25 protein-coding genes are annotated in these 25,915 nt (G+C 56.8%); 9 read left to right on the top strand and 16 right to left on the bottom strand.

What is annotated here, in order from left to right; genetic code table 11:
- Positions 1–66: 66 nt before the first annotated feature.
- Positions 67–1,068, bottom strand: coding sequence for a type I glyceraldehyde-3-phosphate dehydrogenase (gene gap / locus AC2TEL_RS16010; RefSeq protein WP_480905263.1), 1,002 nt, complete (start codon positions 1,066–1,068; stop codon positions 67–69).
- A 213-nt stretch (positions 1,069–1,281) separates the two neighbouring features.
- Between gap and AC2TEL_RS16005 the strand changes: the two genes are divergently transcribed.
- Complete coding sequence (locus AC2TEL_RS16005) at positions 1,282–2,055, top strand: DeoR/GlpR family DNA-binding transcription regulator (protein ID WP_480905262.1); 774 nt, start codon at positions 1,282–1,284, stop codon at positions 2,053–2,055.
- Positions 2,056–2,324: 269 nt separating this feature from the next.
- Entirely contained in the window at positions 2,325–4,418 is a 2,094-nt protein-coding gene (locus tag AC2TEL_RS16000; RefSeq protein WP_480905260.1) for a tetratricopeptide repeat-containing sulfotransferase family protein, read from the top strand.
- An 82-nt stretch (positions 4,419–4,500) separates the two neighbouring features.
- Here AC2TEL_RS16000 and AC2TEL_RS15995 read toward each other — a convergent pair whose 3' ends face one another.
- Together AC2TEL_RS15995 and AC2TEL_RS15990 are read right to left on the bottom strand one after the other, a co-directional pair.
- Complete coding sequence (locus AC2TEL_RS15995) at positions 4,501–5,379, bottom strand: c-type cytochrome (protein WP_480905259.1); 879 nt, start codon at positions 5,377–5,379, stop codon at positions 4,501–4,503.
- Between the two features lie 30 nt (positions 5,380–5,409).
- Positions 5,410–5,889, bottom strand: coding sequence for a c-type cytochrome (locus AC2TEL_RS15990; RefSeq protein ID WP_480861763.1), 480 nt, complete (start codon positions 5,887–5,889; stop codon positions 5,410–5,412).
- Between the two features lie 103 nt (positions 5,890–5,992).
- On the opposite strand from AC2TEL_RS15990, the gene AC2TEL_RS15985 reads away from it, so the two are divergent.
- On the top strand, positions 5,993–6,847 hold the full coding sequence (locus AC2TEL_RS15985) for a LysR family transcriptional regulator (RefSeq protein ID WP_480861761.1): 855 nt from the start codon (positions 5,993–5,995) through the stop codon (positions 6,845–6,847).
- 79 nt (positions 6,848–6,926) lie between these two features.
- On the opposite strand, the gene AC2TEL_RS15980 is transcribed toward AC2TEL_RS15985, so the two are convergent.
- Together AC2TEL_RS15980 and AC2TEL_RS15975 are read right to left on the bottom strand one after the other, a co-directional pair.
- On the bottom strand, positions 6,927–7,499 hold the full coding sequence (locus AC2TEL_RS15980; RefSeq protein WP_480861759.1) for a UbiX family flavin prenyltransferase: 573 nt from the start codon (positions 7,497–7,499) through the stop codon (positions 6,927–6,929).
- Positions 7,496–9,004 carry a UbiD family decarboxylase gene (locus tag AC2TEL_RS15975; protein ID WP_480861926.1) on the bottom strand — a complete coding sequence of 503 codons (1,509 nt, stop codon included), beginning with the start codon at positions 9,002–9,004 and terminating at the stop codon, positions 7,496–7,498. The genes AC2TEL_RS15980 and AC2TEL_RS15975 overlap by 4 nt, the downstream gene beginning before the upstream one ends.
- Before the next feature lie 137 nt (positions 9,005–9,141).
- On the opposite strand from AC2TEL_RS15975, the gene ubiT reads away from it, so the two are divergent.
- From ubiT to AC2TEL_RS15955, 4 genes are read left to right on the top strand one after another with little or no spacing between them, the layout of a single operon-like run.
- Positions 9,142–9,684: a ubiquinone anaerobic biosynthesis accessory factor UbiT gene (ubiT, locus tag AC2TEL_RS15970; RefSeq protein ID WP_480905256.1), complete on the top strand. Its 543-nt coding sequence runs from the start codon at positions 9,142–9,144 to the stop codon at positions 9,682–9,684.
- Complete coding sequence (ubiU, locus tag AC2TEL_RS15965; protein ID WP_480861925.1) at positions 9,684–10,661, top strand: ubiquinone anaerobic biosynthesis protein UbiU; 978 nt, start codon at positions 9,684–9,686, stop codon at positions 10,659–10,661. The genes ubiT and ubiU overlap by 1 nt, the downstream gene beginning before the upstream one ends.
- A 4-nt stretch (positions 10,662–10,665) precedes the next feature.
- Positions 10,666–11,568: a ubiquinone anaerobic biosynthesis protein UbiV gene (gene ubiV, locus AC2TEL_RS15960; RefSeq protein WP_480905254.1), complete on the top strand. Its 903-nt coding sequence runs from the start codon at positions 10,666–10,668 to the stop codon at positions 11,566–11,568.
- Positions 11,565–12,776 carry an NnrS family protein gene (locus AC2TEL_RS15955; protein WP_480905251.1) on the top strand — a complete coding sequence of 404 codons (1,212 nt, stop codon included), beginning with the start codon at positions 11,565–11,567 and terminating at the stop codon, positions 12,774–12,776. The genes ubiV and AC2TEL_RS15955 overlap by 4 nt, the downstream gene beginning before the upstream one ends.
- A gap of 38 nt (positions 12,777–12,814) precedes the next feature.
- Here AC2TEL_RS15955 and AC2TEL_RS15950 read toward each other — a convergent pair whose 3' ends face one another.
- From AC2TEL_RS15950 to AC2TEL_RS15925, 6 genes are all read right to left on the bottom strand, one after another.
- The gene (locus tag AC2TEL_RS15950; protein ID WP_480905248.1) at positions 12,815–13,114 is read right to left on the bottom strand and encodes a CcdB family protein; all 300 of its coding nucleotides are present in this window, start codon (positions 13,112–13,114) and stop codon (positions 12,815–12,817) included.
- A complete protein-coding gene (locus AC2TEL_RS15945) occupies positions 13,114–13,344 on the bottom strand; it encodes a type II toxin-antitoxin system CcdA family antitoxin (protein WP_480841692.1) in 231 nt (76 codons plus the stop codon). The genes AC2TEL_RS15950 and AC2TEL_RS15945 overlap by 1 nt, the downstream gene beginning before the upstream one ends.
- A 226-nt stretch (positions 13,345–13,570) precedes the next feature.
- On the bottom strand, positions 13,571–15,628 hold the full coding sequence (locus tag AC2TEL_RS15940; protein ID WP_480905245.1) for an adenylate/guanylate cyclase domain-containing protein: 2,058 nt from the start codon (positions 15,626–15,628) through the stop codon (positions 13,571–13,573).
- Between the two features lie 531 nt (positions 15,629–16,159).
- Entirely contained in the window at positions 16,160–16,510 is a 351-nt protein-coding gene (locus AC2TEL_RS15935; RefSeq protein ID WP_480841688.1) for a DUF1428 domain-containing protein, read from the bottom strand.
- A gap of 140 nt (positions 16,511–16,650) precedes the next feature.
- Positions 16,651–17,775 carry a M20 aminoacylase family protein gene (locus AC2TEL_RS15930; protein WP_480905242.1) on the bottom strand — a complete coding sequence of 375 codons (1,125 nt, stop codon included), beginning with the start codon at positions 17,773–17,775 and terminating at the stop codon, positions 16,651–16,653.
- Complete coding sequence (locus AC2TEL_RS15925; protein ID WP_480905240.1) at positions 17,768–18,778, bottom strand: pyridoxal-phosphate dependent enzyme; 1,011 nt, start codon at positions 18,776–18,778, stop codon at positions 17,768–17,770. Before AC2TEL_RS15925 ends, AC2TEL_RS15930 begins: the two co-directional genes overlap by 8 nt.
- A gap of 101 nt (positions 18,779–18,879) precedes the next feature.
- Here AC2TEL_RS15925 and AC2TEL_RS15920 point away from each other — a divergent pair, with 101 nt between their 5' ends.
- A complete protein-coding gene (locus tag AC2TEL_RS15920; RefSeq protein WP_480905237.1) occupies positions 18,880–19,350 on the top strand; it encodes an Lrp/AsnC family transcriptional regulator in 471 nt (156 codons plus the stop codon).
- Between the two features lie 171 nt (positions 19,351–19,521).
- On the opposite strand, the gene AC2TEL_RS15915 is transcribed toward AC2TEL_RS15920, so the two are convergent.
- The gene (locus AC2TEL_RS15915; RefSeq protein WP_480841681.1) at positions 19,522–20,289 is read right to left on the bottom strand and encodes a slipin family protein; all 768 of its coding nucleotides are present in this window, start codon (positions 20,287–20,289) and stop codon (positions 19,522–19,524) included.
- Positions 20,289–21,716 (bottom strand): NfeD family protein, encoded by a 1,428-nt coding sequence (locus AC2TEL_RS15910; RefSeq protein WP_480905235.1) that lies wholly within the window; start codon positions 21,714–21,716, stop codon positions 20,289–20,291. Before AC2TEL_RS15910 ends, AC2TEL_RS15915 begins: the two co-directional genes overlap by 1 nt.
- Positions 21,717–22,002: 286 nt before the next feature.
- On the opposite strand from AC2TEL_RS15910, the gene AC2TEL_RS15905 reads away from it, so the two are divergent.
- Positions 22,003–23,235 (top strand): proprotein convertase P-domain-containing protein, encoded by a 1,233-nt coding sequence (locus AC2TEL_RS15905; protein ID WP_480905233.1) that lies wholly within the window; start codon positions 22,003–22,005, stop codon positions 23,233–23,235.
- A 40-nt stretch (positions 23,236–23,275) separates the two neighbouring features.
- On the opposite strand, the gene AC2TEL_RS15900 is transcribed toward AC2TEL_RS15905, so the two are convergent.
- The 3 genes from AC2TEL_RS15900 to AC2TEL_RS15890 form a co-directional block, all read right to left on the bottom strand.
- Positions 23,276–23,740, bottom strand: a complete 465-nt coding sequence (locus AC2TEL_RS15900) for a hypothetical protein (RefSeq protein WP_480905230.1) — start codon at positions 23,738–23,740, stop codon at positions 23,276–23,278.
- A gap of 151 nt (positions 23,741–23,891) precedes the next feature.
- Positions 23,892–25,412, bottom strand: coding sequence for a tripartite tricarboxylate transporter permease (locus AC2TEL_RS15895; RefSeq protein WP_480905228.1), 1,521 nt, complete (start codon positions 25,410–25,412; stop codon positions 23,892–23,894).
- Positions 25,413–25,424: 12 nt separating this feature from the next.
- Positions 25,425–25,910 (bottom strand): tripartite tricarboxylate transporter TctB family protein, encoded by a 486-nt coding sequence (locus tag AC2TEL_RS15890; RefSeq protein WP_480841671.1) that lies wholly within the window; start codon positions 25,908–25,910, stop codon positions 25,425–25,427.
- Positions 25,911–25,915: the final 5 nt, after the last annotated feature.

Below are 25,915 nucleotides of genomic sequence, written 5' to 3'. Positions count from 1 at the left end.
GGATTGCCCCGGCTGTCCAATATCTCGCGTGCGTGTATGTCGATGATCGTGCTCAACAACGGCTTCTCACCCACGGGTCGCCATGGCGCATGCTGTGTCCAGCATTCGGTTGGAGAAGCCCCATTCGTTGTCGTACCAGCTGAGAACGCGGATCATGCCACCATCGGTCACACGGGTCTGCTGAGTGGCGAATATCGACGAATGCGGGTCGTGATTGAAATCGATAGAGACCAGCGGTTCATCCGTCACCGCCAGAACGCCACGCATCTCACCCGAGGCCGCCAAGCGGATTGCATCGTTGACCTCATCAACCGTTACTTCGCGCTTGGGCATAAAGCAAAAATCCACCGCCGATACGTTCGGTGTCGGCACTCTGATAGCCGAGCCGTCAAGTTTGCCTTTCAGTTGAGGCAATACTTCACCCACCGCTCGTGCAGCCCCTGTGGAGGTCGGGATCATCGACATCGCAGCGGCGCGGGCGCGGTACAAATCCTTGTGCATGGTGTCCAACGTGGGTTGGTCACCCGTATAGGAGTGCACCGTTGTCATGTATCCGGTTTCGATGCCGAACGCGTCATCGAGAACCTTGGCGACCGGTGACAGGCAATTGGTCGTGCAGCTTGCATTGGAAACGACAACCTCTTTGCCAGTCAGGCTGTGATGGTTGACACCGTAGACAATGGTCTTGTCCGCACCGGTTGCAGGGGCAGAGACCAGAACTTTTTTCGACCCGTTTCCAATATGCTGAATGGCGCTCTCGCGCTTGGTGAAAAGGCCAGTGCATTCCAGGGCCACGTCGACATCCTGCCAGGCAAGCTTGGCGGGATCACGTTCGGCGCTGACACGAATTTGGCGACCACCCACCAGCATGGTGTTGCCCTCAATCTGGATATCTGCATCAAGCCGCCCGTGCACGCTGTCATATTTCAGCAAATGAGCATTGGTTTCGATTGGCCCCAGATCGTTGACGGCAACAACCGATACGTCGTTTCGGCCCGCCTCGACCAGAGACCTCAGAACGCTGCGGCCGATACGGCCAAATCCATTGATGGCAACTTTTACGGTCATGTCACTTCTCCCAATCCCTTGGTGGCTGGTGATCGAAACGCCGACTCGGGGCGCTTTGATTTGTTACCGCTAACAACCATTATTGAGGTCAAAAGTCAACACATTCGCTCATGAATATCCGCCAATTGAGCGCGATTGCCCTCAAACCGAACAAAAATTGGTTGCGATTGTGCGCGGATTCGCGCAATTTTGCGCGACACAGGACAATCGAACATGCTAAGCAAGAACCGAAAATCCGAGATTCTTCAGATCGCGCAAAGCCAGGGCACAATTCGCGTCGAGGACCTGGCCCGTCGTTTCGGCGTGGCCGAACAAACAATTCGGCGCGATCTGGCACAGCTCTCACAATCCGGGCAGCTTGAGCGTGTGCATGGCGGTGCCGTTGTTTCGTCGGGGCTTGGCAATCTTGACTATGTGCAACGACGCAACCGGAACACCCGCGGTAAGGCCAAGATTGGGAAGGAATGCGCGCGCCATATTCCGGACGGCTCCACCGTGTTCATCAACATCGGCACCACCACCGAAGCGGTGGCTCGCGAAATGATGACGCATACGGATCTGCTTGTGGTGACCAACAGCCTGAACACCGCCAATATCCTTGCCGCCAATCCCAATATCGAGATTGTCGTCGCCGGAGGGTCACTAAGGCGCACGGACGGAGGGTTGCTCGGCAATCTGACGACGCAGGTGGTGGACCTGTTCAAGTTCGACTTCGCGATCATCAGCTGCGCGGGAATTGATGCCGATCTTGACTTGCTGGACTTCGATTTTCAGGAAGTCCGAGCGACCAAGTCGATTATCCGGCAATCGAAATCCACATTTGTAGTAGCGGACAGTTCCAAAGTCCTGCGGTCCGCTCCGGGTCGGATTGGCAATCTCGGCGACGCGGACAAACTGTTCACCGACGCTCGTTTGCCGGCGGATATGGATGCGAAACTAATCGATCTGGAGACATCGGTGATCGTAGCCGAAGCACGAGAGAATTAACGGAACTTGGCCTAGGAGTTTCGATCTGCCTCTGGCTTTGAGCATGAAAGTTTAGAATTGGAATGCACACGAATTTCCGGCTCGGGCAATTGAGCCTCGCGCCGCGTCGCCAAACACCGCGCAGCCGTGAGTTCAAGCATTATGTCGGAAAAAAGCGCAGCAAAACGACTTGCATAGACGATGGCACAGGAATGCATTACCACGTGCCCATCGTCGGGATTTGTTGTGTTCGCCAAACCCACATTCACTGCATTAATGAGGTCACGTTCATGGCACAGCAGCGGCAGGTATCGGTGCAGGACGCTTTTGCGCAGGGCATGTCCCACTACGAACAGGGACAGTTGCAACAGGCCGTCGCCGTTTTCTCCGAAATCGTTCGTGCCGTGCCGCAGTTTGCAGCCGCGCACCACGTGCTGGGGCTGATCGCTTTTCAAACCGGGCAATTCGGCCCGGCTGTCAGCGCCTTGAGCCAGGCAATCAAGTTGCAACCGGAAAACGCACAGTTTCTGACGAATTTCACCGAAGTTCTGCGCTCGGCGGGGCAGTTAGATCAGGCCCGGGAAGTTGGTGAACGTGCAGTGCGCCTCGCCCCGGGCAGCGCAGCAGCACATTCAAATCTTGGGCTGGTGCATTATGACCTGAAAGATCTGGATCAGGCTCAGGCGTCACAACACCGCGCCTTGGCCCTTGCGCCCGAGTTCGACCGGGCCATCAACAATCTCGGCAGCATTGCGCGCGACAGGGGCGACCGTGAAAAGGCCGTGGAACTCTACGAAAAGGCGCTTCGTGTAAATCCAAATTCATCCGAAACCGCAAACAACCTTGTTTCGGTTTTGATCGAACTCGAGAAGATCACCGACGCCCTAAGGCTTTGTGAGACACTGATCGAGCAGTTTCCGCGTAATGCGGAACTGCACCGCAACTTCGGGCGTCTCTTCTCGCTGGAAAACCAGTTGGACAAGGCTGAGGCAGCGTTCCGGAATGCTATTTCACTGGACGACAAAAAGGCCGATAGCTATGTCGGGCTATCTCAGGTTCTGTTTGAAAAAAACCATCCGAAACTCGCTCTGATCGAGGCCGAGCAGGCATTGCGTCTGGACCCGGACAATGCAGTCGCCTGTCATCAGACTGCCCTGGTGAAAGCCCATCTGGGTGATGTTGATGCAGCAATCACCCTGTACCACAAGGCGATCCAGCTAAAACCCGACATGACTGCAAGCCGGCTGGCCTTGGGGCACCTCGCGATGGAACAAGGCGAGTTCGACACTGCGCGTCAGTTTTTTTTGGCGGCCACGGAATCCAACGACGACAGGCTTAGTGCTTGGATTGCTCTGGCGCGCTTGGACAAGGTCACCGAAAGCAGCCCCATTTTCCGATCCCTTGAGGCAGAGTTGCCGAATGCAGGCGCTATGCTGCCTCAGAAAGCGGTCGCTTATCATTTCGCGATGGGCGACTGTTACGAAAAACTGGGCCGCTACGACGACGCGTTCAAACACTTTGCCAAAGGTGCCGGGATCAAGCGGTCTTTGGTGTCATATGATCCGGCGGAAACCGATGCGTTGACGGACGAGCTGATAGCCAGTTTCGATGCAAACATTATCGAACGGCTGCGCTCCTGCGCTATTGCCGATGCAACTCCGATCTTCGTGGTCGGGATGCCGCGTTCCGGAACGACGCTGACCGAATCCATTCTGAACGCGCATCCTGATGTCGTAGGTGCCGGAGAGCTGAATGACCTGCAAAACCTGTTCGGACGGGTCAACGAAGGCTCGTCAAATGTACCCGGCGCTGTTCGGACACTGCCCGACAACACATTGACCCGGCGTGCAGAAGACTACGTTACAGCCCTGAAGCTGCACGGACCCGACGCGCAGCGCGTTGTCGACAAGATGCCCGCAAATTTCCAGATGATCGGATTGATTCATGGCGTCCTGCCCAATGCAAAAATCATACACATTGCCCGCGACCCGCTGGATACCTGCCTGTCTTGCTACACGCGACTGTTCGAACGCAGTCAGCTGCACAGCTATGATCAGGTCGAATTGGGACGGTATTTCAATAACTACGTGCGCCTCATGAACCATTGGAATGAGACGCTGCCGGAAGGCGCGTTCCACTCCATCCGGTACGAGGAACTGGTCGACGATATCGAGACGGTTGCCCGCGGCCTCATCGCGTATTGTGGTTTGGACTGGGCCGAATCCTGCCTGGAGTTCCACTCAGCCAAGCGTCGCGTGCGTACAGCCAGCGTGCAGCAGGTTCGCCAGCCGCTCTATTCGTCATCGAAAGCGAAATGGCGTCGGTACGAGAAACACCTGCAACCGCTGATCGAGACAATCGGCTCCAATCAGATTTTGTTTTGAAAACTCAACCGAAGCAGTATTGGATCAGGGGCGCCGGCAAGAAAATTGCATTTTCCTTCTTTTGGAATGCCCGCGCCGACGATCAGGCGTCAGGGACAATCATCAGATAGGCTGCAATGGCCTGACGGTCACTGTCCGGCAATTGGCTCGTGCTCTCGATAACCTCCACCATCGTTCCGCCCGCGGAGTCGTAGTCGGGCGTCAATCCGGTTCTGAGGTAGGCCGCGATATCCGCTTCGGACCATCCCAGTTTCGCTGGCCGGATGTCGGGAATGCGGCCTTTCCCGGATGGGTTTGGTGCGCCCGCCAGCCACTGATCAAGATCCGCGCCGCCAAGCGGGTTCCGCGGGGTGTGACATTCTCCGCAATGACCAAGCGCTTCGACAAGGTACCTGCCCCGTTCCTGTTCAGGCGTCAGTTCACCTTGAACGATGTGTTCCGGTCGCAAAAACAGCGTTTTCCAGCCGCCAAGCGACGCCCGGATATTGAAAGGAAAGCCGATCTCATGCTGCCGGTTTGGTGTTGGATCGGCCGGTAAAGTACGAAGGTAGGCGATCAGATCCGCAATATCTTCTATGCGGCTACGCGAATACGACGGGTATGGAAAGACCGGGTAATAATGCTCGCCACGCGGGGAGCTTCCATTCAGAACAGCGTTTGCTATGTCCAGATCGGACCACGCGCCGATACCATGCACCGGGTCACTGGAGATATTTGGGGCAAGAAACGTACCAAACTCGGTTTCGAACGGTAGCCCGCCCGCAAGAACCAGTGGATCGTCCGACCCTGGAGCCTTGTGGCAACTGGCGCAGCCCATGGCCGCGAATATTAATTCCCCGCGAGAGGCGTCTGACGTCAAACCATCCAATGCGTTCGGGCTCAGCGTCCTGGGACGCGTCACCCAGAAGGCAACGACCCCGATAAGCACCAGGCCCAAGACTAAAATGACGATACGCCGCATCGCGATCAGGAATCCGGATAAATTCTATTCCTAGTTTTCGGGTGCACGATAGGCTTTGTGACACGCCCCGCAGGCATCTCCCAACGGTTTCATCGCCGCCTGGAGCGACTCCAGGTCGATACCCGCAGCAGTTTGCATACCCGCGACTGCATTTGCAAATCCTTCGGCTTTTGCCCCGATATCGCTGTCAGCCGCCCAGATGGCTGGCAGCGCGCGCGTCCCTTCCATACTTTCGTTGTCAGAACCCGGTAGCCAATATCCCGCCTGACTGAGCGAGGCGAGCGTTGCCAGGTTGGTGGCCGCCGCCGATGCCGCACCCGCGTCATAGGCCACTTCACCCTTGGCCATAGCCCCCAACGCTCCAAGGTTGAACGCATAAAGCTGCATCTGGGACTGGCGCGCCTTGGCCGCGGCAGCAAGTTGCTTGTCGCTTGCATGTCCATCCGCGGTCGCCAGCACACCGGTGGAAACAAGAACAGCCGACATGGCAATAATAGCTGATTTACGCATTCTGATACTCCCGAATGTTAAAAAACTTGGCTCTATTGCTTTCAGAATAGCTGTTCGGGAATATGATAACAGTCAGCAAAACTGCAGCGTGGATTCGCGATTTATGCACAACGAGAACTGGGATGACTTGCGCTTTGTTTTGGCGGTTGCGGATACCGGATCGGTCCTGCAGGCGGCCAGGCGGTTAGGTGTGAACCATGCGACGGTTCTGCGCCGTGTTGCCGCCTTCGAACAGCGCCATGGAGAAAAATTGTTTCAGCGGACCGCGCAGGGATACCGGTTGCTGCCGGATCGCGCGCACATCATCCGCGCCGCGCAAACTGCTGAGTCAGCCATGCACGAGGTCAACCGATTGGCGGGTGGAGGGCAACCCAAGTTGCGTGGTAGCGTCAGGGTAACCTCGACCGACACGCTCTGCGCGACAATTTTGCCAAAATTTGTCGTAAAGATGCAGGCCCGGGAACAGAACCTGGCGCTGTCGCTTATGAGCAGTAATACACATCTGGATCTGCTGCGCGAACAGGCCACCATAGCCGTGCGCCCATCGGTCAGGCTGGCGGATGACCTGGTGGGTGAGGTCGCCACCGATCTTGCATTCGCGGCCTATGCTGCTGACAAAAAGCAGGATCGCTGGCTTGCGTTGTCAGGTCCACTGTCTCAGTCGGCTGCCGGAAAGTGGATGGACGAAAACATAGCAGCAGATCAGTTGACGGTTGCCGCAGACAGCTTTCTGACTCTTCAGGAGATCTCGGCACTGGGGCGTGGGATAACAGTGCTGCCGAGGTTTATCGGGGACGCGGACCCCCGACTGACCCGGCGCGACGACCTGATGCCACGAATAACCGTCCCTTTGTGGGTAGCGAGGCATATCGACACTGTCGAAACGCAGCAGATGGAGGTCGTGCAAGCACGTCTTGTCAAGTTCCTGTCTCAGCAAACGGCTATTTCTGGCATCTGAGCAGATCGTCCGCGCGCCTCATTGAAGTCTCCCGGAACTTCAACCGCAATTCGGACAAAGCTTCACCCGCTTGCGCATGTCAAGCAGAAGGGTTCCATCGTTTTGCAATCGGTTCGCAAACACCCAAACAATCGACGGCGCGGGCTGCTATCTGGTCGATAATGTCTGTCAGGTTGCTTGGACCGAGATAGAAAGCCGGAACCGGAGGCATGATCACTGCGCCCATTTCCGTCGCAGCGGTCATGTTCCGCAGGTGCGCCAGGGTCAATGGCGCTTCGCGGGTCAGCAGAACAAGGGGCCTACGTTCCTTGAGCTGCACACTGGCTGCGCGCGTCAGCAGGTTATCGTCCAAACCAAGCGAGATCGCCGCCAGTGACCGCATCGAACAGGGGGCAACGATCATACCCGCGACGGGAACCGAGCCCGACGCGACACTGGCACCGACATCGGCCGTATCATGGTGACGGGTCACCAGATCGCGAAGCTCGTCAATCGCACCCGCCCCGCATTCCTGAGCCAACGTCAGGTTGGCCGCAGGGCTGACGACAAGATCTACTTCGATGCCCTGAACCGACAAATTCCGGGCAACTGCAAGGCTGAGGGCGGCTCCTGAAGCGCCGGACACCCCCAATATGACGCGCGTGTCGGTCATCGGTTCAACTCCGGGATCAGCCTGTCCAACAGATCCGCGGCAAAGGCACTGTCCGCGTCCGACGTCTGCATCACTTCTCCCCATTCCCGGCTGGTTTCACTGCCAATCTTGGTCGTTGCGTCAATGCCCATCTTTCCGGCCAGTCCCGGCTGAGGGGAAGCGAAGTCGAGGTAATCCATCGGCGTATTCTCCAACAGCATCACGTCACGGACGGGATCCATGCGTGTGGCCAGGGCCCAGGCAATGTCATCCCATCGTCTTGGATTGATGTCTGAATCCACAGCTATGATCATTTTGGTGTAACTGAATTGCGGCAGCATTCCCCAAAGCGCCATCATCACCCGGCGGGCCTGGCCGGGATAGCGCTTGTCGATGCTGACAACCGCGATGCGATAGGAACATGCAGCGGGCGGGAGCCAAAGATCATGTATCTCGGGAATCTGGGCCCGGATTGTCGGGAGGGCAAGTTGATTGAAAACCTCTCCGATAATCGCAGGTTCGTCGGGCGGACGGCCTGTGTAGGTGGACAGGTATAACGGCGCCTCCCGATGCGTGACGGCGCTGACATGCATGACCGGAAAGGGCTCGGCGGGGTTGTAATAGCCCGTGTGATCTCCGAACGGGCCTTCAGGTGCGGTTTCATCGGGGGATACCCAGCCCTCCAGCATAATCTCGGCATCGGCGGGGACGAGCAGCGGCACCGTTTTGGCCGGTACAAATCGAGGGCGCGTGCCGTTCAAGGCACCCGAGAACGTCAGTTCGGAAACAGTTTCCGGCAAGGGCAGTGCTGCCGACAGAATCGTTGCAGGGTTCGCGCCCAGGGCAATCGCCACAGGCATTTTCTCGTGTCTACGGGCCCAGCTACGGTGATGCGCAGCGCCACCGCGATGCGGCAACCAGCGCATGATGAGACGGTTCCGGTCCAGAACCTGAACGCGATAAACGCCGGCGTTGTATCTGCCGACATTGTCCGCTTCGCTGGCGCAGGGGCGCGTTACAACCACCGGCCAGGTGATCAGCGGGCCAGCATCGCCCGGCCAATGTGTCTGAACGGGAAGTGCCGACAGATCGATGTCATCGCCACTGTGTACCACATTTTGAACCGGCGCCGATTTGACGGGCTTTGCTCGGCTCGCCAGAGCGGCTTTCAGCATCGGCCAACGCGACAAGGCATCGCGCATTCCGTCAGGAGGTTCCGGCGCGCGCAAAGCAGCCAGGAACGCGCCAAGCTCATCCAATCCGTCGGTCGAAACGCCAAGCCCCGCCGCGACGCGTTCTGCTGTGCCAAACAGGTTCACAACGACGGGGATGTCTGACGCCAAGCCATGTTCGTTCACTGGCTTGTCGAATTGCAAAACCGGCCCATGCGCTTCCAGCACGGCACGATGTACGGCTGTCATCTGATGGCGCACGGAAACCGGATCGGGCACAGTTTTGAACTGACCGGTTTCCCGACACCAGCTCAGGAAATCCCGAAGACTGGGATGGGGTGAAAATGTGCGAATTGGTCTGCTCCGACGATTTTTGCCCCTCCCCTAACAGCGGAACCATCCGGCACACTTGACTACAGTCAATTCACTAGGGCCGAGCGCACCCTAGGAAGACCACGTGCACATATTCATTGAGGCTGCAGGAGGTCTGTTTGTCCGATCCTCAAAATCCGATTCCGCATTGCCCTGCGCCGCTGGCGGCGGCATTGCGGTTCATGCCGCTGGCGCCGCTATCGCTCTCGTTGACCGCGTTCTCGCGAAAGATCGCAAAAAACAATCCCGGCTTGATCAACCGTCTCGGCAAATACGACCGCACCGATTTTATCCTCGATCCGGTCGATCTGCCGCTTGTTCTGTACCTCAATCCAAATGGCGGGCTGCCGAAGATAAAACTCACTCGACGGCCGACAATGGGCGCTGCGCGAATCTCAGGCCCGCTGGCCGCTCTATTGGGGCTGGTTCACGGTGCGTTTGATGGCGACGCGCTTTTTTTCTCACGCGATCTGGTTGTCGAGGGGGATACCAGCGCAGCGCTGGCGTTGCGCAACGCGATAGATGATGCAGAACTGGATCTGGCACAGGAAGCGGCCGCCCTTTCAGGGCCCTTGGCACGTCCGGTTCAGCAGTTGATAGCCCTCATGGAACGCCAAACCGGGCTATGCCTGACCCGGCCAGAGGATGCGGCGATATGGTGATGGAAATCGTCTGCCCCGCAGGCACTCCGGCTGCATTGCGCGCGGCCGTCAAGGCAGGTGCACACACCGTCTACTGTGGCTTTAACGACGAAACCAACGCGCGAAACTTTCCCGGCCTGAACTTCGACCGGTCTGAAATGCGTGCAGGCGTGGAATTTGCCCATGCGCACGGGTCCAGGGTCCTGGTCGCCATCAACACATTTCCCCGCGCTGGTGATGAGGCGATCTGGCACCGCGCGGTTGGCGATGCCGAAGCCAGTGGCGCGGATGCGGTAATCCTGGCCGATCTGGGGTTGCTGGACTATGCGGCCCGGAACCATCCCGGTTTGCGCCGGCATTTGTCGGTACAGGCGGCCGCCGCCAACGCTGATGTCATCAATTTCTATGCCGCCACCTTTGGCGTTAAACGCGTGGTTCTGCCCCGCGTCCTGTCGGTGCCGGAGATTGCCGCGATCAACGCCGAGACCGAGGTCGAGACCGAAGTGTTCGTCTTCGGCGGCCTCTGTGTAATGGCTGAAGGGCGCTGCTCGCTTTCGTCCTACGCCACCGGGTTGTCACCGAACATGAACGGTGTCTGCTCACCGGCCAGTCACGTGGAATACAGTGAGGACCGCGGCGCTCTGGATGCCCGGTTGGGTGGCTATCTCATTCACCGCGTTGAGAAAGATCAGCCCGCACCCTACCCGACACTGTGCAAAGGGTGCTTTTCGGCAGGTGGAAAATCCGGTCACCTTTTTGAAGATCCCGTCAGCCTGAACGCGGAAAAGCTGATCCCTCAGTTGCAGAAGGCAGGCGTTACTGCCCTGAAAATCGAGGGCCGCCAGCGTTCGAAATCCTATGTCGCGCAGGTCGTCCGAAATTTCCGCACGGCCGTGGATGCGCTTGACATGGGAAAACCGCTGCCCGAAGGCATGCTGGCTCGATTGTCGGAAGGGCAGGCCATGACCACCGGTGCCTACAAAAAGACGTGGAGATAGCAGGATGGAACTGACAATCGGTCCCAACCAATTTTTTTGGCCTGCCGACACTTGGAGCGGCTTTTATGATGATTTGACCCAGTCGCCTGTAGACCGAGTGGTGATCGGGGAACTCGTCTGTTCCAAGAGGCTGCCGTTTTATCAGGACCGAATACCCGAGGCGATTTCCAGACTTGTCGACGCCGGTAAGGACGTTGCCCTGACCAGCCTGGCACTGGTGACGTTGAAACGTGAACGCAAGCTGACGGTTGAATTGGCCAAGATGGGGGTCACGGTTGAAATCAACGACCTGACCGCATTGGCGTATTTGCCCGAAGATACCGGCTTCTCGGTCGGTCCTTTGGTGAACGTTTATAACGAGGGCACGTTGAGGTGGCTGGCCTCGCGCGGAGCGCGTCGCGTGTGCCTGCCGCCGGAACTGCCCATAGGCTCGGTTGAAACCTTGGCGAAAGCCGCTGCCGAGCTGGGTGTTGCGATAGAAGTTTGGGGGCACGGGCGCCTGCCGCTTGCAATTTCGGGTCGGTGCTATCACGCGCGTTTGCATGGGCGCACGAAAGACAATTGCCAATTCGCCTGCGAGGACGATCCTGATGGGCTGGACGTGCTGACCAGCGACGGCAAACCCTTTATGGCGATGAATGGGGTGCAGACCTTGTCGGGCAGCTATGCCTGTACCGACAACCAAATCGAAATGTTGCGTGATGCCGGCGTCTCGGCCCTGCGCCTGTCACCGCAATCGAACGGTTTTTTGCAATTGTGCGCGTTGTATCGCCAGCGGATAGATCGAAATCTGAACAAAGGGCAATTGACAAAGGATGTCCTCGCTTCTGATCCCGACATTCGCCTGAGCGACGGTTTCCTGACAGGGGCCTGCGGAGCGGATTGGTCCGGTACTTCGGCGCCATGACTTCGGCGTCGGTCGACGACCAGTTTTTTTGCGATTTCTGGGAAGCGGCGCACCGCCCGCTGTTTTCGGCAGCCATTATTTGCGCCCTGTTATCCGTGGCCTGGTGGCCGCTGGGAGATTATCTGGAAATTCCCGGCCCGTCATTTGAACCGGTGGTCCTCTGGCACGTTCACGAGCTTGTCTTCGGCTTTGCCGGCGCGGCTATTGGTGGTTACTTGCTGACAGCACTTCCGGCCTGGACTGGCATTTCCCCGGTTCGAGGCACGGTCCTGAAAGTGTTGTTGGCGATTTGGGTGTTCGCACGCCTCGCAATGGCTTTGGCCGCTCATATTCCAGATACGCTGCTTTTGTCGCTCAACGCCGGGTATTTTGCTCTGTTGGCGGGGATCATCGGCTACCACCTGCTGTTGTCCCGTGCCTTCAGTAAACTCGGTTATCTGTCTGCAATAGTGTGTCTGGGTGTTGGCGATGTCATTTTTCTGCAAGCTGCGAGAACTGGGTCGCCGTGGGACAGCCTGGCTGTGGTTCACACCTTACTGATCGGTCTTGTCATGCTGATGACAAGCATTGGGATGAGAGCAATTCCCGCCTTCACCCAAAACTGGCTTGCGATGACAGGGCGCGCAATTCCGGAGAATCGAGACCCTGCATGGTTGAAAGTCTTGATACTCCTTCTGCTGGTTGCAGCTTTAGTGGCCAACATGTTCGGATATCTTGCCATAGCTCATGTCGCCATGATCGCCTCTGGATTGGCCTTGCTTTTGGTCATAGGCAAGTGGCAAAGCCTGCCAGCCCTCTGTAATCCCTTATTAGCTGCGCTGAACCTTGCTTTCCTCTGGCTGCCAATTGGCCTGATCGTTGTGGGCTTTTCCGGCCTTTTGTCCGCGCCATATCCTTTGAGCGACGCAATACACGCTATCACAATTGGTGGAATGTCGGGCCTGATAATGGCGATATCCGGTCGGGCGGCGGCGCATACCGAAAGCGGCATCATGCAGGCCACGTTGGGGTACACAATCGGGTTTATCTTAGTTTGGGTCGCTACATGGATCCGCTTGGCGGCGCCGATCTTCCCTGGGCTACCGTTGGTGACTCTGGCGGCAGGCGTATGGTGCGCTGCTTGGTCCGCGTTTGCGATTGGGTTTTTGCCAGCCCTGAACCAACCACTGCAACGCCCGGTTCTCAGCGGCCGGCGGCATCAGGCGTAGAGACGTAATCGGCCCCAATCATCGACGCTCATAGCACGTCAGAACCCCTGCATGAGCATGTCCACCGCAATCGTAATGCGTTCAAACTCATCATTCAGGTTGCCAACCTGTGATTTCAGGATTCCGATCGGAACGGCGGCCATAAACTGCGTGACCATGACGACAGGTTCACCGTCGATTTCGAACACTGGATTGAGCCGGGTTGCCGGTTTAGGTGCCATTGTTTTTGGCAAAAGCGGCACCACAACGCGAGTGTTCAAGTCACTCAGCAGGTCAGTTTGAACATCCAGAAGATAGCCGTCACCGGACGGGTTGGGAAACACATCGTATTTCGGCATCAGAACTGCCTGAAGCCTTCGAGCGGCAATCCGTGTTTCTCGACATAGGAATTGGAGCTTTTCAGGGCGGCAGCGTTTTCGATCTTCCACTGTTCCGCTTTGGCCGAAGCCACAGCGGCGCGAACACCCTCTTCAGCCGCGCGGGACAGATTGACCTTCAGCGCCTTGGCCTCGGCAAGCAGAGCACTGTCGAGCGACAAGTTCGTCGGTTTTCGCGATTGGGCATTCATCCGGCCAACCTCCTAATGCACCAATTGTATCAACAACAAATTTGTGCGTCAAACTTGCGCATAAAATTCGATACATATATGCGCATGCCTGGAGCCTTATCAGCCTCCGCTCGGCACCTAAATCGGATCTTCAAAGACCCTACCGCTCCAATACTGCACGTAGACCCGCACAATTGGCAAATCAGATGTCCTGCCTGACGAATACAGCCCAAAGAAGAAATTGAATTCACTTGGTGTCGGCAACCGCAACACCCATCCAGTCATCCGGTGGAGGATCAATGAGAAAGTTGCTGGCTCGCATCTTCATAACCGACGACGCCGGATCATCACCGCGCGCCTTCCCGGCCGCCTCAAAAGCCGAAATCGCTTCGTCAAACCGCCTGTTTCTATAGCAGGCGAGCCCGTTTTCATAATCTTCGATCCAGCTATGTGATTTGTCAGAGCTATCGGCCATCGCGATCAACTCATAGATCACCAGCCCGCCAGCACGGCCAAACACGGCGAGCGTATCCAGCTCTCTTGCAATGATGGTGTCACCGGCAGCACGCCGGGTCTCGGGCCCAATCAGGATCGACGTTTCATAGGCCTTGTTGGCACCCTCCAAACGGCTGGCGACGTTCACAACATCGCCAATTGCCGTATAATTCAGGCGTTCTTCGGAGCCAATGTTCCCAACCAACGCTTCACCACTGTTCAACCCAATCCGGACGCGCAAAGGGTCACCGTTATCGTCCCTGATATCTGCTTTTGCGACCGCTGCGACAAGATCCAATGCGGCCCGACAAGCGTTCTCGGCATGATTGCTATCCTGACGAGGTGCGCCCCAGAACGCCATCACCGCATCGCCCATAAACTTGTCAATCGTACCGTCGTGACGGGAAATGGCAGATGATGCAGCATCAAAAAAAGGCTCCATCAGTTCGACGATTTTTGGTCCAAGCCTCTCGGAAAGGCCCGTAAATCCGGCTACGTCGCAAAACAGCACTGAAATCTGTTTCATTTCTCCGCCGGGTTGCGTGTTTATACCTTCGGAAACCAAAGTCCGCACAAGGTCCGTGGGAACGTATTTGCGGAATGAAGACAGACCAGCGGCCATGTTTGCCGTGGCGGCGGAAAGGTTGGCAAGCTCCGACAACCTGGATGGTCGGCTTGATATCTGTTCGATGTCGAAACGTTCGACCTTGTTCAGATCATCGACAATATCGGCCAAAGGATTCGAGACGACCCGTCTGACAAGCCAGATCGCCAGTCCGATTGCCACGACTACGACGCCAATCAACACATAAATCAAACTGACCAACGTCTGGTCGATCCCGGACAGGAAAGCCGATTCCGGAATGACCGTGGCCACGCGCCAGCCATAAAATCCCAGCGGCGTCAGCGCCACTGCATAAGGAACCCCATCGTTAACGACTCTGGTCGTCGAATTCATGGCTGCCCGCGTGGCGGCGTCACCCAACAACTGTTCACCCGAAATTTTGGCAACCTCGTAGAGGTCACCTTCGCCCATCCGCGCCGGCGTGACCTCATCTGCATTCGGATCCGGCGCAGCAATCACTTTGCCGTCCGCATCGAGAATGAACGCAGCACCGAATTCACCCGGCCGCAACGTGCCCAGAAAACGGGACAGCCGATCGGTTTCGATAACAACTGCCAGAACACCCTGCCGTCTGCGGTTCACGTCAACGGGTCCGGCAAACGCATAAACGGTTTTTTGGCTGCCCGGCAAATCGCGGGCTTCGATCCAATCGGGCGAGCTCCGCCCTATGAAATTCCGGAACCAGACATGATCGCGCGGATCATAAGTAGTAGTCGAAAAGTTCCGTTCTTCGAATTGAATGTCGCCGGGAATAAAAATGTACCGATCTCTGCGCAGCATCCGATCTCGGATTTCGCTATCGATCTCAATCATTTCAAGGCCACCGTCTCCAAGACGGTGCGCTGCGAAAAAATTCCCGTCTGGCCAGCCAAACATGATCCAGGAAATATTGGGTTGGGCCTGCAACTGGGACAGGAAAACAAACTCTCGTTTGTCGGCTTGCCGCGTCGCAATAACGTTCTGGACAAATATGGTTCGGACAGCGGCCCAGGCGGCTTCTGCCGACCTCAGAGTCAACCCGACCTCGATCCGAACGGTGTTGGCGATCTGACTGTTGATCTCAGCCGCAAGCATCCGGCTGTTTTCGCGCGCGGTTGTCCACCACAGCGAGTGTACAACGAAAGTCGACACGCCGATCGACAGGGCGACAAGCATTGTCACTGCGATCCCTACGCTGACACGCATGGTAACTCCAATATGATAAACGCCGCTGTCAGAAGCACACGCAGCCCGATTGTTGCGTAAATCGTCGATGCGACAATCCCACGACTGTCGGGCAATCCCATCTGACAAGGCAAGTGCGAAGCCCGTTTGGAAGGTTGCAACATGTCCGGATGATTGGGTCTCCTATTCTGCCACGGCTGACGAATAATGGTTCCTGCAAGATAACCACATATGTCACCCGAGCCCAGCATCACATTGCCTTGAATTCTCAATATGTTGAAGAACTTTGAACGTGGCTGCGCGACCAATAGTCATGACAACCAACACCGTCGAAGCAGTGTGTGTTTGATGTTCAGAAAATCGCCAACAAGCCAGGTTTAAGTTGATAAATAATTCGGCGCCGGATCAGTCGGCAGAGTATTGGTTTGCAATTTGACGCCAGTGGCTTGCTTCATATTTTTCGTTTTTTACAACAAACGGAGCGCCTCAGATGGTCTCGGTTGCTCCGCCACGAAAGGGATAAGGACCTCCGCTCCGACACGTTTCGGCAGCTTACACGTCCGTCAAAACCTCGAACCCTGCAAAAATCATGGTTTTTCCATTGATCGGGACGTCTTTCATGTCACCCATTTCCGGGTCTTGCATGGCTTCTGCGAACTTCGCTTCCTGCGTCGTTTGATCGGGCCATTCCTGCCAACCCATCACGACCGTTTCATCGGGGCCGGCCTGCACGGCAAGTGGGAAAGATGTCACTTCGCCCGGAGGGACTGCTCCGCCCCATGTTTCGACGACTCGCGTTGCACCGTGCTTGCGGAAGATGTGCGCCATCCGCGCGGCATGTGCTTCGTATTGCGCTTTCTTCGCCGTGGGGACTGCCCCGGCATATGCCATAATCCACGCCAATTTTTTGTCCTCCAGAAGATGTCGGTCTGATCAGTCTAGCATTAATTAGCGGCCGCAGAGCCAAATATGCTGCGCCAGCATTTGGCCACAGTTTTTTGTTCGGTACCCTTTCCTGCCGAGGCTGCTACAGAAATTGGCAATCAAACTTCGGCTTTGGCAAGCTGACACCAGAAATCGATTCCGGCCTGTGTTGCCTCGTCGTTGAAATCATAAGTCGGGTTGTGAAGGGGTACTGCGTTGTGCCCCTCGGTCCCGTTGCCCATAAGGACAAATGCGCCGGGTCGGTGTTTTAGAAACTCGGCAAAGTCCTCGGAAAACCCTACGCGACCATAATTCGGTTCAATGGACCCAACTGCCTGCGCTGCGTTCACCATCGCTTCGGTCGCATCCGGGTTGTTCACGAGCGGCTCGAAAGATCTTGAATAGCTGATGTTCCCGGTTGCGCCCTGGGCCAGGCAGACACCTTCAACGATGTCACGCATGCGTTTTTCGATGGCATCCGAAACCTGGGCCGAAAACCCCCGGCAATCACCTCGGATGCTTACCTTGCTCGGCAGAATGTTCCGTGCACCATCGGTGATGAACTCGGTTACCGATACCACTGCATGTTCGCTTGGCGGAAGATTTCGGGACACAATCGTCTGCAGTTGCAGCACAATCGCACTGCCTGTCACGATTGGGTCAATGCCTTTTTCAGGCATCGAGGCGTGACCTCCTCGCCCTTCGATGACGATCTCGAAATTGTCCTCGAACGCGCAGAACGGTCCGGGTTGTGTTGCAAAATGACCGACCTCCAATCCGGGAAGATTGTGCAGGCCAAAGATTGCGCTCATCGGGAACCGTTCAAAGAGACCGTCATCGATCATGGCAGCCGCCCCCAGACCGTTTTCTTCGTTTGGTTGAAAAACGAAATGGACCGTGCGATCCAGATCGGGATCATTGGCCAAAGCCAAGGCAGATCCCAGCAGCATGGTGCTGTGCCCGTCGTGCCCGCAGCCATGAAATTTGCCCGGAACAGTTGATCGATGCTTAAACTCGTTTGCCTCTTCTATGGGCAGCGCGTCCATGTCTGCGCGCAGCCCAATCCCGATTTCCGAAGTCCCACGACGCAGTGTGGCAACCAAACCGGTCTTGCCGACCCCCCGGGCGACTTCCAGGCCTGCAGCTTCGAGACGGTCGGCGATCAGCGCTGCAGTCCGGCTCAGATCAAAACCTGTTTCGGGGTGCATATGCAAATCACGGCGAAAGGCCTTCAGATCAATCATCGACCAAACCCCCTTCAGACAGGATAACCAGGGGCACGGAGGCGTCGCCCCTCAGGCAAGCTGCAAGCCCTGCCGCACCGGACGGAGTCGTAGAGTAACCCATCTCCCTGGCAGCGCCCACGGCCTCTGTGGCAGTTGCATCGGTTATCATCAGCCAATCGTCGGCAGCATTGCGCAGAATCTCATAGGCAAGCATCGAAGGTGTTTTGCAATCCAGACGACCCATATTTGACTGCGGTCCCGCAACAGTCACCAGGTGTCCGGCCTTGGCACTCTCGCGCAGGCAAGGAGCTGCGTCGGGTTCGACCACAAGGATGCGCGGCTGCACAGACCAGTTGGCCCGGATCATGTAGGCCACAGCAGCCGCCAGCCCACCGACGCCGGCCTGTAGATACACATGGCTCGGCCATTCCCCCGACGCCTCGAAGGTTTCGCGCATTTCTTCGGCCATTACGGTGTACCCTTCCATCACCAGACGCGGAGGTTCGGTGTAACCGGGCCATGACCCATCAGCCAAATGCAAGGCGCCGCTTTCTTCCGAGTCCTTGATGGCTGCAGCCACGCTGGCTTCGTAATCCACTCCGGATCGAATTACTTCGGCCCCTTTGTCACGTAACCTTGTGGCAAAAGCCTCTGGAACAGTTTCTGCCAAATGGATGCGCGCGCTGGCACCATATAGCTGCGCACCAGCGGCAACCGCCATTCCGTGATTGCCGGCACTTGCGCAAACGAATGTCATCTCTTGAGCTGTTCGCCGAAAGGCATCACTGTCAATGGCTAGCGGCTCAGGACCCACGCCCGCCCTGTCCGCAATCATCTGGGCTACTGCATAAATGCCGCCAAGCGCCTTGAATGCTCCCAAACCCATGCGCGCGGTTTCATCTTTGATCAACAGCCGTCGGCCGCGATACGTGACTTTGTTCAGCGGGCTGGGGCTATAGAGTGAATTTGTGCGCCAAAGCGAACGCGGTTTTTCCGGGTTTAGTACGATTCTTTGTTCCATGACCGTAAAGTTACCTGATTTTCGTGCGCCATATTGATCACCGATTGTCTAAACTGAGAGAATTATTCTCACATCCACGCAAACAATCACGGAGATTTCTTATGGATGCCCAGGACGCACAGCTTTTGAGCATGATGCAAACGGACTCGCGCCGTGGGCTGGAGGCCATGTCCTCCGAAACCGGGTTGTCGGTGGCGTCCGTTCAAAGGCGGCTCAGGGCATTGCGTGACAACGGACAGATTGCGCGCGAAGTGGCTGTGATCGACGCGAAGAAAGTTGGCGTGGCCATGACGTTTGTCGTGATGGTCGAACTTGATCGCGAGCGGCAAGATCAGATCGATGCCTTCACCCGGCGCATTCAGTCCGAACCGATGGTGCAGCAATGCTACTATGTGACGGGTGAAGCGGATTTCTGTCTGATCTGCACCGCCATCGACATGGATGATTTCGAGGCGCTCACAAAGCGCCTGTTTTTCAACAACTCCAACGTCAGGCGGTTTCGAACGTCCGTCGTTATGGGGCGCAAAAAGGTCAGCCTCGAGGTACCCATCCCGGCGCAGGATGGCAAGTGATCCAAACCTGATCGGCCCAATGAGGCCGGGCTTTGTCGCGAAACGGTATCCGCCGGTGTTGTCATCCTTTCCAGAGCGAAAAATGGTCCCTTGGATAAAGGCATCCAGACTTGCTGAGTAACAAGGGACAAACATCCAACACATCACCTGTGAATGACGCCTGAAAGTGCTTCATTCATTCTTCTTGTTTGATTTGGGAAGAAGATCGATCGGCAATGGAAATACAACCGTTGTCGTACCGTCCGCAGCAATGTCATTGAGAGCATTGAAATATCGCAGCTGCATGGAATTTGGTTGGGTCGCCAGCAGTTTGCCGGCTTCCACCAGTTTCGACGCCGCCTGAAACTCACCTTGCGCATTGATGACCCGGGCCCGACGCAGGCGTTCGGCTTCGGCCTGTTTGGCAATTGCGCGCACCATGCTTTCATCGATATCGACATGCTTGATCTCGACATTTGCCACCTTGATACCCCAGGCATCGGTCTGACGGTCCAGAATCTCCTGAATGTCGGCGTTGAGCTTGTCACGCTCGGCCAACATTTCGTCAAGTTCATGTTTACCAAGAACAGACCGCAAAGTGGTTTGCGCCAGTTGGCTGACAGCTGCCCGGAAATCAGCCACATTTATGATGGCACGTTGCGGATCGACGATGCGAAAATAGATCACCGCGTTGACCTTGACCGAAACGTTGTCGCGGCTGATCACGTCCTGGCTGGGCACATCTTCAACGAACATGCGCAAGTCAGTGCGTACAAGCTGCTGCACGACCGGGATGATCAAAACAAAACCCGGCCCCGAAACCCGTGTGAAGCGGCCGAGGGTGAATAGAACTCCGCGCTCATATTCCCGGAAGATATAGATGGCCGCTTGCAGAAACAGGATCACCAGCACGAGAGCGATTAAATAGGCGATCCATTCGAATTGGATTACTTCCATCATCACACTCCTCCGCTTGGCTTTGGATTGCCCTCGGTCGCCCGCCCGACACGCAGTGTCAGACCGTCAACGTCCAACACATGAACGTCTTGTCCTGGCTGAAGGCCGACCTCTCCCTGAGCTTGCCATCGTTCACCCTCGACCCAGACGAAACCGGTGCCTCCCGACCATTCAAGCACGCGGGCCTGCGCCCCCAACATCCGCGCAGAACCCGATACCGGAGCGCGCCGGTACGTGTGAACCGTGTATCCCAAAAGCACGGCCAGAACCGAGGCACTGACCAGCGCCATGACCCCGATCAGCCACCAAGAGATACGGTAGGCTTCAACATCCGTGTCCACGAGCATCGCGGCACCCAGTGAAAAGGCGACAATCCCACCCAGGCCCAGCACCCCGAAGCTGGGCGAAAAGGCTTCCGCCACCATGAAGGCAATCCCGAGCCCGATCAGCGCCAGCCCGGCGTAATCGAGCGGCAATTGGTTGAGCGCATACAGTCCGAGCGTCAGGCAGATGGCACCGACAACGCCGGGAACAATCGCGCCGGGGTTCCAGAACTCAAAGATCAAACCATAGATGCCAAGCATCATCAGCACCAACGCCACATTCGGGTTTGACAGAATGCTGAGAATGCGGGTGACCGTCGCCATCTCGATCCGTTCCACGGGCAATCCAGAGACATTCAGTGTTTGTCGGGTTTCACCCATCACCACGCTGCGTCCGTCGACATCCCGTAAAAGCGCGTTGAGGTCCGCGGCCATCAGGTCGATGACATTCAGCTCCAGAGCTTGCGCCGCCGACAAGCTTTCGGCCCGCCGTACCGCACTTTCAGCCCAGTCTGCGTTACGGCCGTGCATCTCGGCCAGGCTGCGGATCAGGGCCGCTGCGTCATTGGTGGCTTTGGCCGACATGGCATCCTTTGGCGCCAGAGGGTCTTCGGCCTCTCCTTTGGCTTCGTCATCCTTTTCGTCCGCGGCGTCGGTCGGTTGCCCGGGCAACCCACCCGGCAGCCCACCGATCGCCACCGGTGTCGCCGCACCCAGATTGGTTCCCGGAGCCATCGCGGCAATATGACTGGCATAAAGAATATAGGTGCCCGCGCTGGCAGCATGGGCGCCGGGCGGAGCGACATAGGTGATCACCGGAACCGGTGACAACAGGATTTCTGAAATGATTTCGCGCGTTGCATCAGCCAACCCGCCAGGGGTGTTGAGTTGCAGCACAACTGCCGAAGTTTTCCGGTCTTCTGAACGCTCAAGCACGCGCGCTATGTGATGCACGGTTGCCGGGCCGATTGGCCCTTCAATCACCGTGTGCAACACCCGGTTCCCGGCGTCTTCCGTCGTGTCAACCTGACCATTCGACCGGTCTGCCAACAGGAAGGTCAGGATGATGAGACAGAGGAGTTGTAATGGCCTCTTTGCAATCTCCATGTTTACTTTCCCACACCAAAAGGTAGCGCGATCTGTTTCTTCCTCAAATCTCAGGTAAAATTCTGTGCAAAATTCAGCGAAGGCGATGATCGAAAGCGCCGCGCGGAATACGTCCGCGTTTGCAAAAGGTTGTGAAGTCGCTGCGTCAATCAGGTTTCAAATGACATGGCCCAAGCCAGGGCGAACCCGGCTACCATCGTCAGAGGATACAAAAATCACGCGGAATTTGGTACAATGCGGCATTACCCAGCGACATTTTTCTATCACTTATTTTGGAGGCTCAGCTATGCGCCACGAATTTACAAACACCAGCCCTGTATTCATCGATTCCGGCCCACCGGATACATTCCGATCAGAACTTGACGTGACAGGTCTTGGGGCGGCGACTGTCGAAGAAGTCGAAGTGACCGTGAACATCATCCACACATGGGTCGGTGACCTTGAGCTTCGGCTGATTGCTCCGGATGGCACAACGGTTGTCCTCGCGCGTCGCAGAGGCGGGTCGAGGGACGATTTCGACGGCTCGATCTTCCGGCAAACCGCAACCACAGCAATAAGCGACGGCGTCGCGCCCTTCCGAGGTACATATCGGCCCGAGGGCGACCTAACAGACTTTCAGGGGACAACAGCCGAAGGTACATGGGTGCTAGTGGTTGAAGACCATGCCGCATTCGACGGCGGTGCGCTCAGCAGTTGGACGCTCGGCCTTACAACCGACACGGTCGCGACAGCACCATTTCACATCGACGTTCGTTTTATCGGTGGGCTTAGCCCGGCCCAGCAGCTTGCATTCGCAAGCGCGGCAGCGCGGTGGTCTCAGGTGATAGTCGGAGACGTACCGCCCGCGACTGTCGAAGGCGAGATAATCGACGACGTCCTGATCGAAGCACAAGGCGTTCCGATCGATGGTGTTGGGAGTGTTCTCGGTCAGGCCGGGCCGCGTTTCATCCGACCCGGTTCTGGCATCCCGATCAAGGGCATCATGTCCTTTGACACCGCCGATCTTGGCAATATGGAGGCTGACGGTAGCCTGGAAGACGTGATCCTCCACGAGATGGCGCATGTCCTCGGCTTTGGAACGCTCTGGCAGCATATGAACCTGATCCAGGGCGCAGGCACGGTGAATCCGGTCTTTACCGGCGCCAATGCACGTCGGGAATACGGGTTGCTGCGAGGCGCAGCAGATCCGGTCCTTGGCAACGCTCCGACAGATGTGCCGGTCGCCAACACGGGTGGGCCGGGCACACGGGACGGGCACTGGCGCGAGGCTGTCTTCGGCGATGAACTTTTGACGGGGTTCCTCAGTGGCGCGACCCGTCCGATCAGCGCAATGTCAGTCGCCTGCTTTGAAGACATGGGCTATCAGGTGGACTACAACGCGGCCGATCCCTACGCCCTGCCGAGTATGCTGCGTATAGCTGAAATGGGATTGATGGGTGTGCGCCACGCCGTGGACACATGCGCGATTGACCGAACAACGCCGATTGTCGTTTCACCGACGGCGTTGCACAATACTTAAACGAACCAACTGGAGGTCAGGTTGCTTGCCGCTTCATTGTTCAAGGTGAGCTGCCAGCCAGACCCTCGGCAAGTTCAAGAAGCCGGAGTTGAATGCTTCGCAGACGCCCAAGTTCGTCAACTTCCTGATAGCGCTGCATATCCCCGAGAAGATCCGCCCGGCTTACCTCATGAACAGCGCCGCCCAGATTGGATCTGATCGTCGTCATTGCCGCATCGGCCTGCGGCTGACCAAAGAACGTCACCTGCTCCGTATCACTGTTGTGGCGGACAACTTCTGCATGCCTGATTTCCGCATCCAGTTTTTCCTGCTCAATCGACGGAAAGACCGCCTCCTCTTCAACGAACCTTTTGAGGTCTTCAAGCGCTTCCCCGGATAGCTGATGCGTCCCCCCACCCAATCGCTGACTAAGGCTGACACGACCGTCGCTGTCCACGCTGACCTCGACGGTCTCAGTCTGCCCAGGTGCACCGGAGCTCCATTCAATCAGGGTATCCGCAGGCATCTTGAATCCACTTTCCAATCGAAACTACCGAACATTCGTAATGCGCCGAGTATAACGCCGATCACAACATTCTCGTATGAATTCCTTTGGCAAAAACAGCCGATTTCGCAGAACTGCCCCTCCGGAAACAGAGGAGCAGTTGCAGTCAGGATCAATCTCCGTCGGCGACACCTTCGGCACGTGCCTTGGCGCGGCGGGCCCGGTAGCTGGGCAAGAGCACCAGAATAATGGCCAGAACCAGCAGACCTAATGTCATCGGGCGATCAAAGATAAAGCCGATGCCATCCGCAAGCTGCATGGAGCGGGCAAAGTTGTCTTCGAGCATCGATCCGAGGATAAAGCCGATCAGCGCCGGCGCCAGCGGATAGTCCGCAAATCTCAGGATCGTCGCGACCACACCCATGCCCGTCAGCAGCAGCAACTCGGTCGCGTTGTTCTGCCCGATATAGGCCCCCATCAGCGTGAAGAACAGAATGAAGGGGATCAGGTAGTTGCGCGGAACCGCGAGAACTTTTGCGATATACGGGATCAACGGCAGGTTCAGGATCAGCAGGATCAGGTTGCCGAGATACATCGAGATGATCACCGCCCAGAAGATCGACGGATTGTCGATCATCAGGCGCGGGCCCGGCGAGACGTTAAGCGCAATCAGCGCGCCAAGCAGGATTGCAGTGGTCCCTGACCCCGGAATACCAAGTGTCAGAAGTGGCACGAACGACCCGGTACACGCGGCGTTGTTCGCCGATTCCGGCGCGGCCAGACCTTTGATCGAACCTTTGCCGAACTGCTCTTGCTCATCCTTTGGTGCAATGTTGCGCTCGACCGCATAGCCCAGGAAGGACGCGATGGTCGCCCCCGCCCCCGGAAGTACGCCGATCAGGAATCCCTGGATCGACTGACGGCCAATGACCGGCGCAATGGATTTGGCTTCCTCCTTGGTGATACGCAGATCCTTAATCTCCTGCGATTTGCCATCGTCACCACCTGAACGCGAGGGATCCAACACAAGGAAGATTGCTTCCGGCATCGCAAACATCGCCATTGCCAGCGTGATGAAGCCAAACCCGGACTGCAGATCCTGAATGCCACCGGTAAAGCGCGGCATGTTGAATAGGGCACCCTCGCCCACCGTAGCCATGATCAGGCCAAGCAGCGTCATCATCAGAGCCTTGCCAACCTGGCCGGACCCAGCAAATGCCGCGATTGCGGAAAGACCCACAACCATAAGTGCGAAGTACTCAGCTGAGTGGAAAAGAAGAGCGACCGATGCCAGTGCTGGTGCGAAAATCATCAACAGAATGGCACCGACGGACCCACCTGCGAATGATGAGATCGCGGCAACAGTCAACGCCTTACCAGCTTTGCCTGCCCGAGCCAGTGGGTAGCCATCAAAGCTGGATGCGACTGTCGAAGCAACACCCGGCGCATTGATCAGGATCGACGAAGTAGACCCGCCGAAAATAGCGCCATAGTACACCCCGGCCAGCAAAATCAACGCTGCCGACGGGTCGCCAAGGCTGATTGCAACGGGGATCATGATCGAGATGATCGACATCGGCCCCAGACCGGGCAACATGCCGATGAATGTGCCTATCAGGCACCCCCCGATCACCATCAGGATGTTGGTAATCGAAAAGGCAGTGCCCAGACCAATGAGAATTCCTTCAAGCATGTGCGCCCTCCCTCACGACAGGAACCACGGCAAGGGCCGCATGAATATCCCCAGGACCTCATCCACGAGGTACCAGACGAAACCGGCGGCGATGACGCTGACAAGGATCATGATGCCCCAGCGACGCTCACCCAGGATCGCCGAGCCGCCCACGAGGAAAACGGTGGTCGACACAAGAAATCCAATCGGACGCAGCGCAAATGCGTAAAACACCATCAGCAGCAGCAGTGCGACGGCCTGACCCAATTTGTACTCGGTGAGTTTGCGGTAGTTGATTTCTGCCACTTCAGCAGTGTGATTGGATTTTTCGATCCCCAGCACAATCAGCAGCGACGTCAGAATACCCAGAACACTCAGAACTTTGGGGAAAGTGCTTGGCCAGATTGGGTTGTTCCGCATGAAGGGCGGCAAAAGCGCGTCCATCACGAAATACGCGTTGTATCCGTAAACCAGACAGATCAGCAAAAAGATGAGCGCGATGACACGGTCCAGAGCCATTCCGA

The organism is Ruegeria sp. HKCCD9138 (assembly GCF_057220975.1).
This window is presented reverse-complemented; position numbering and strand designations above follow the sequence as displayed.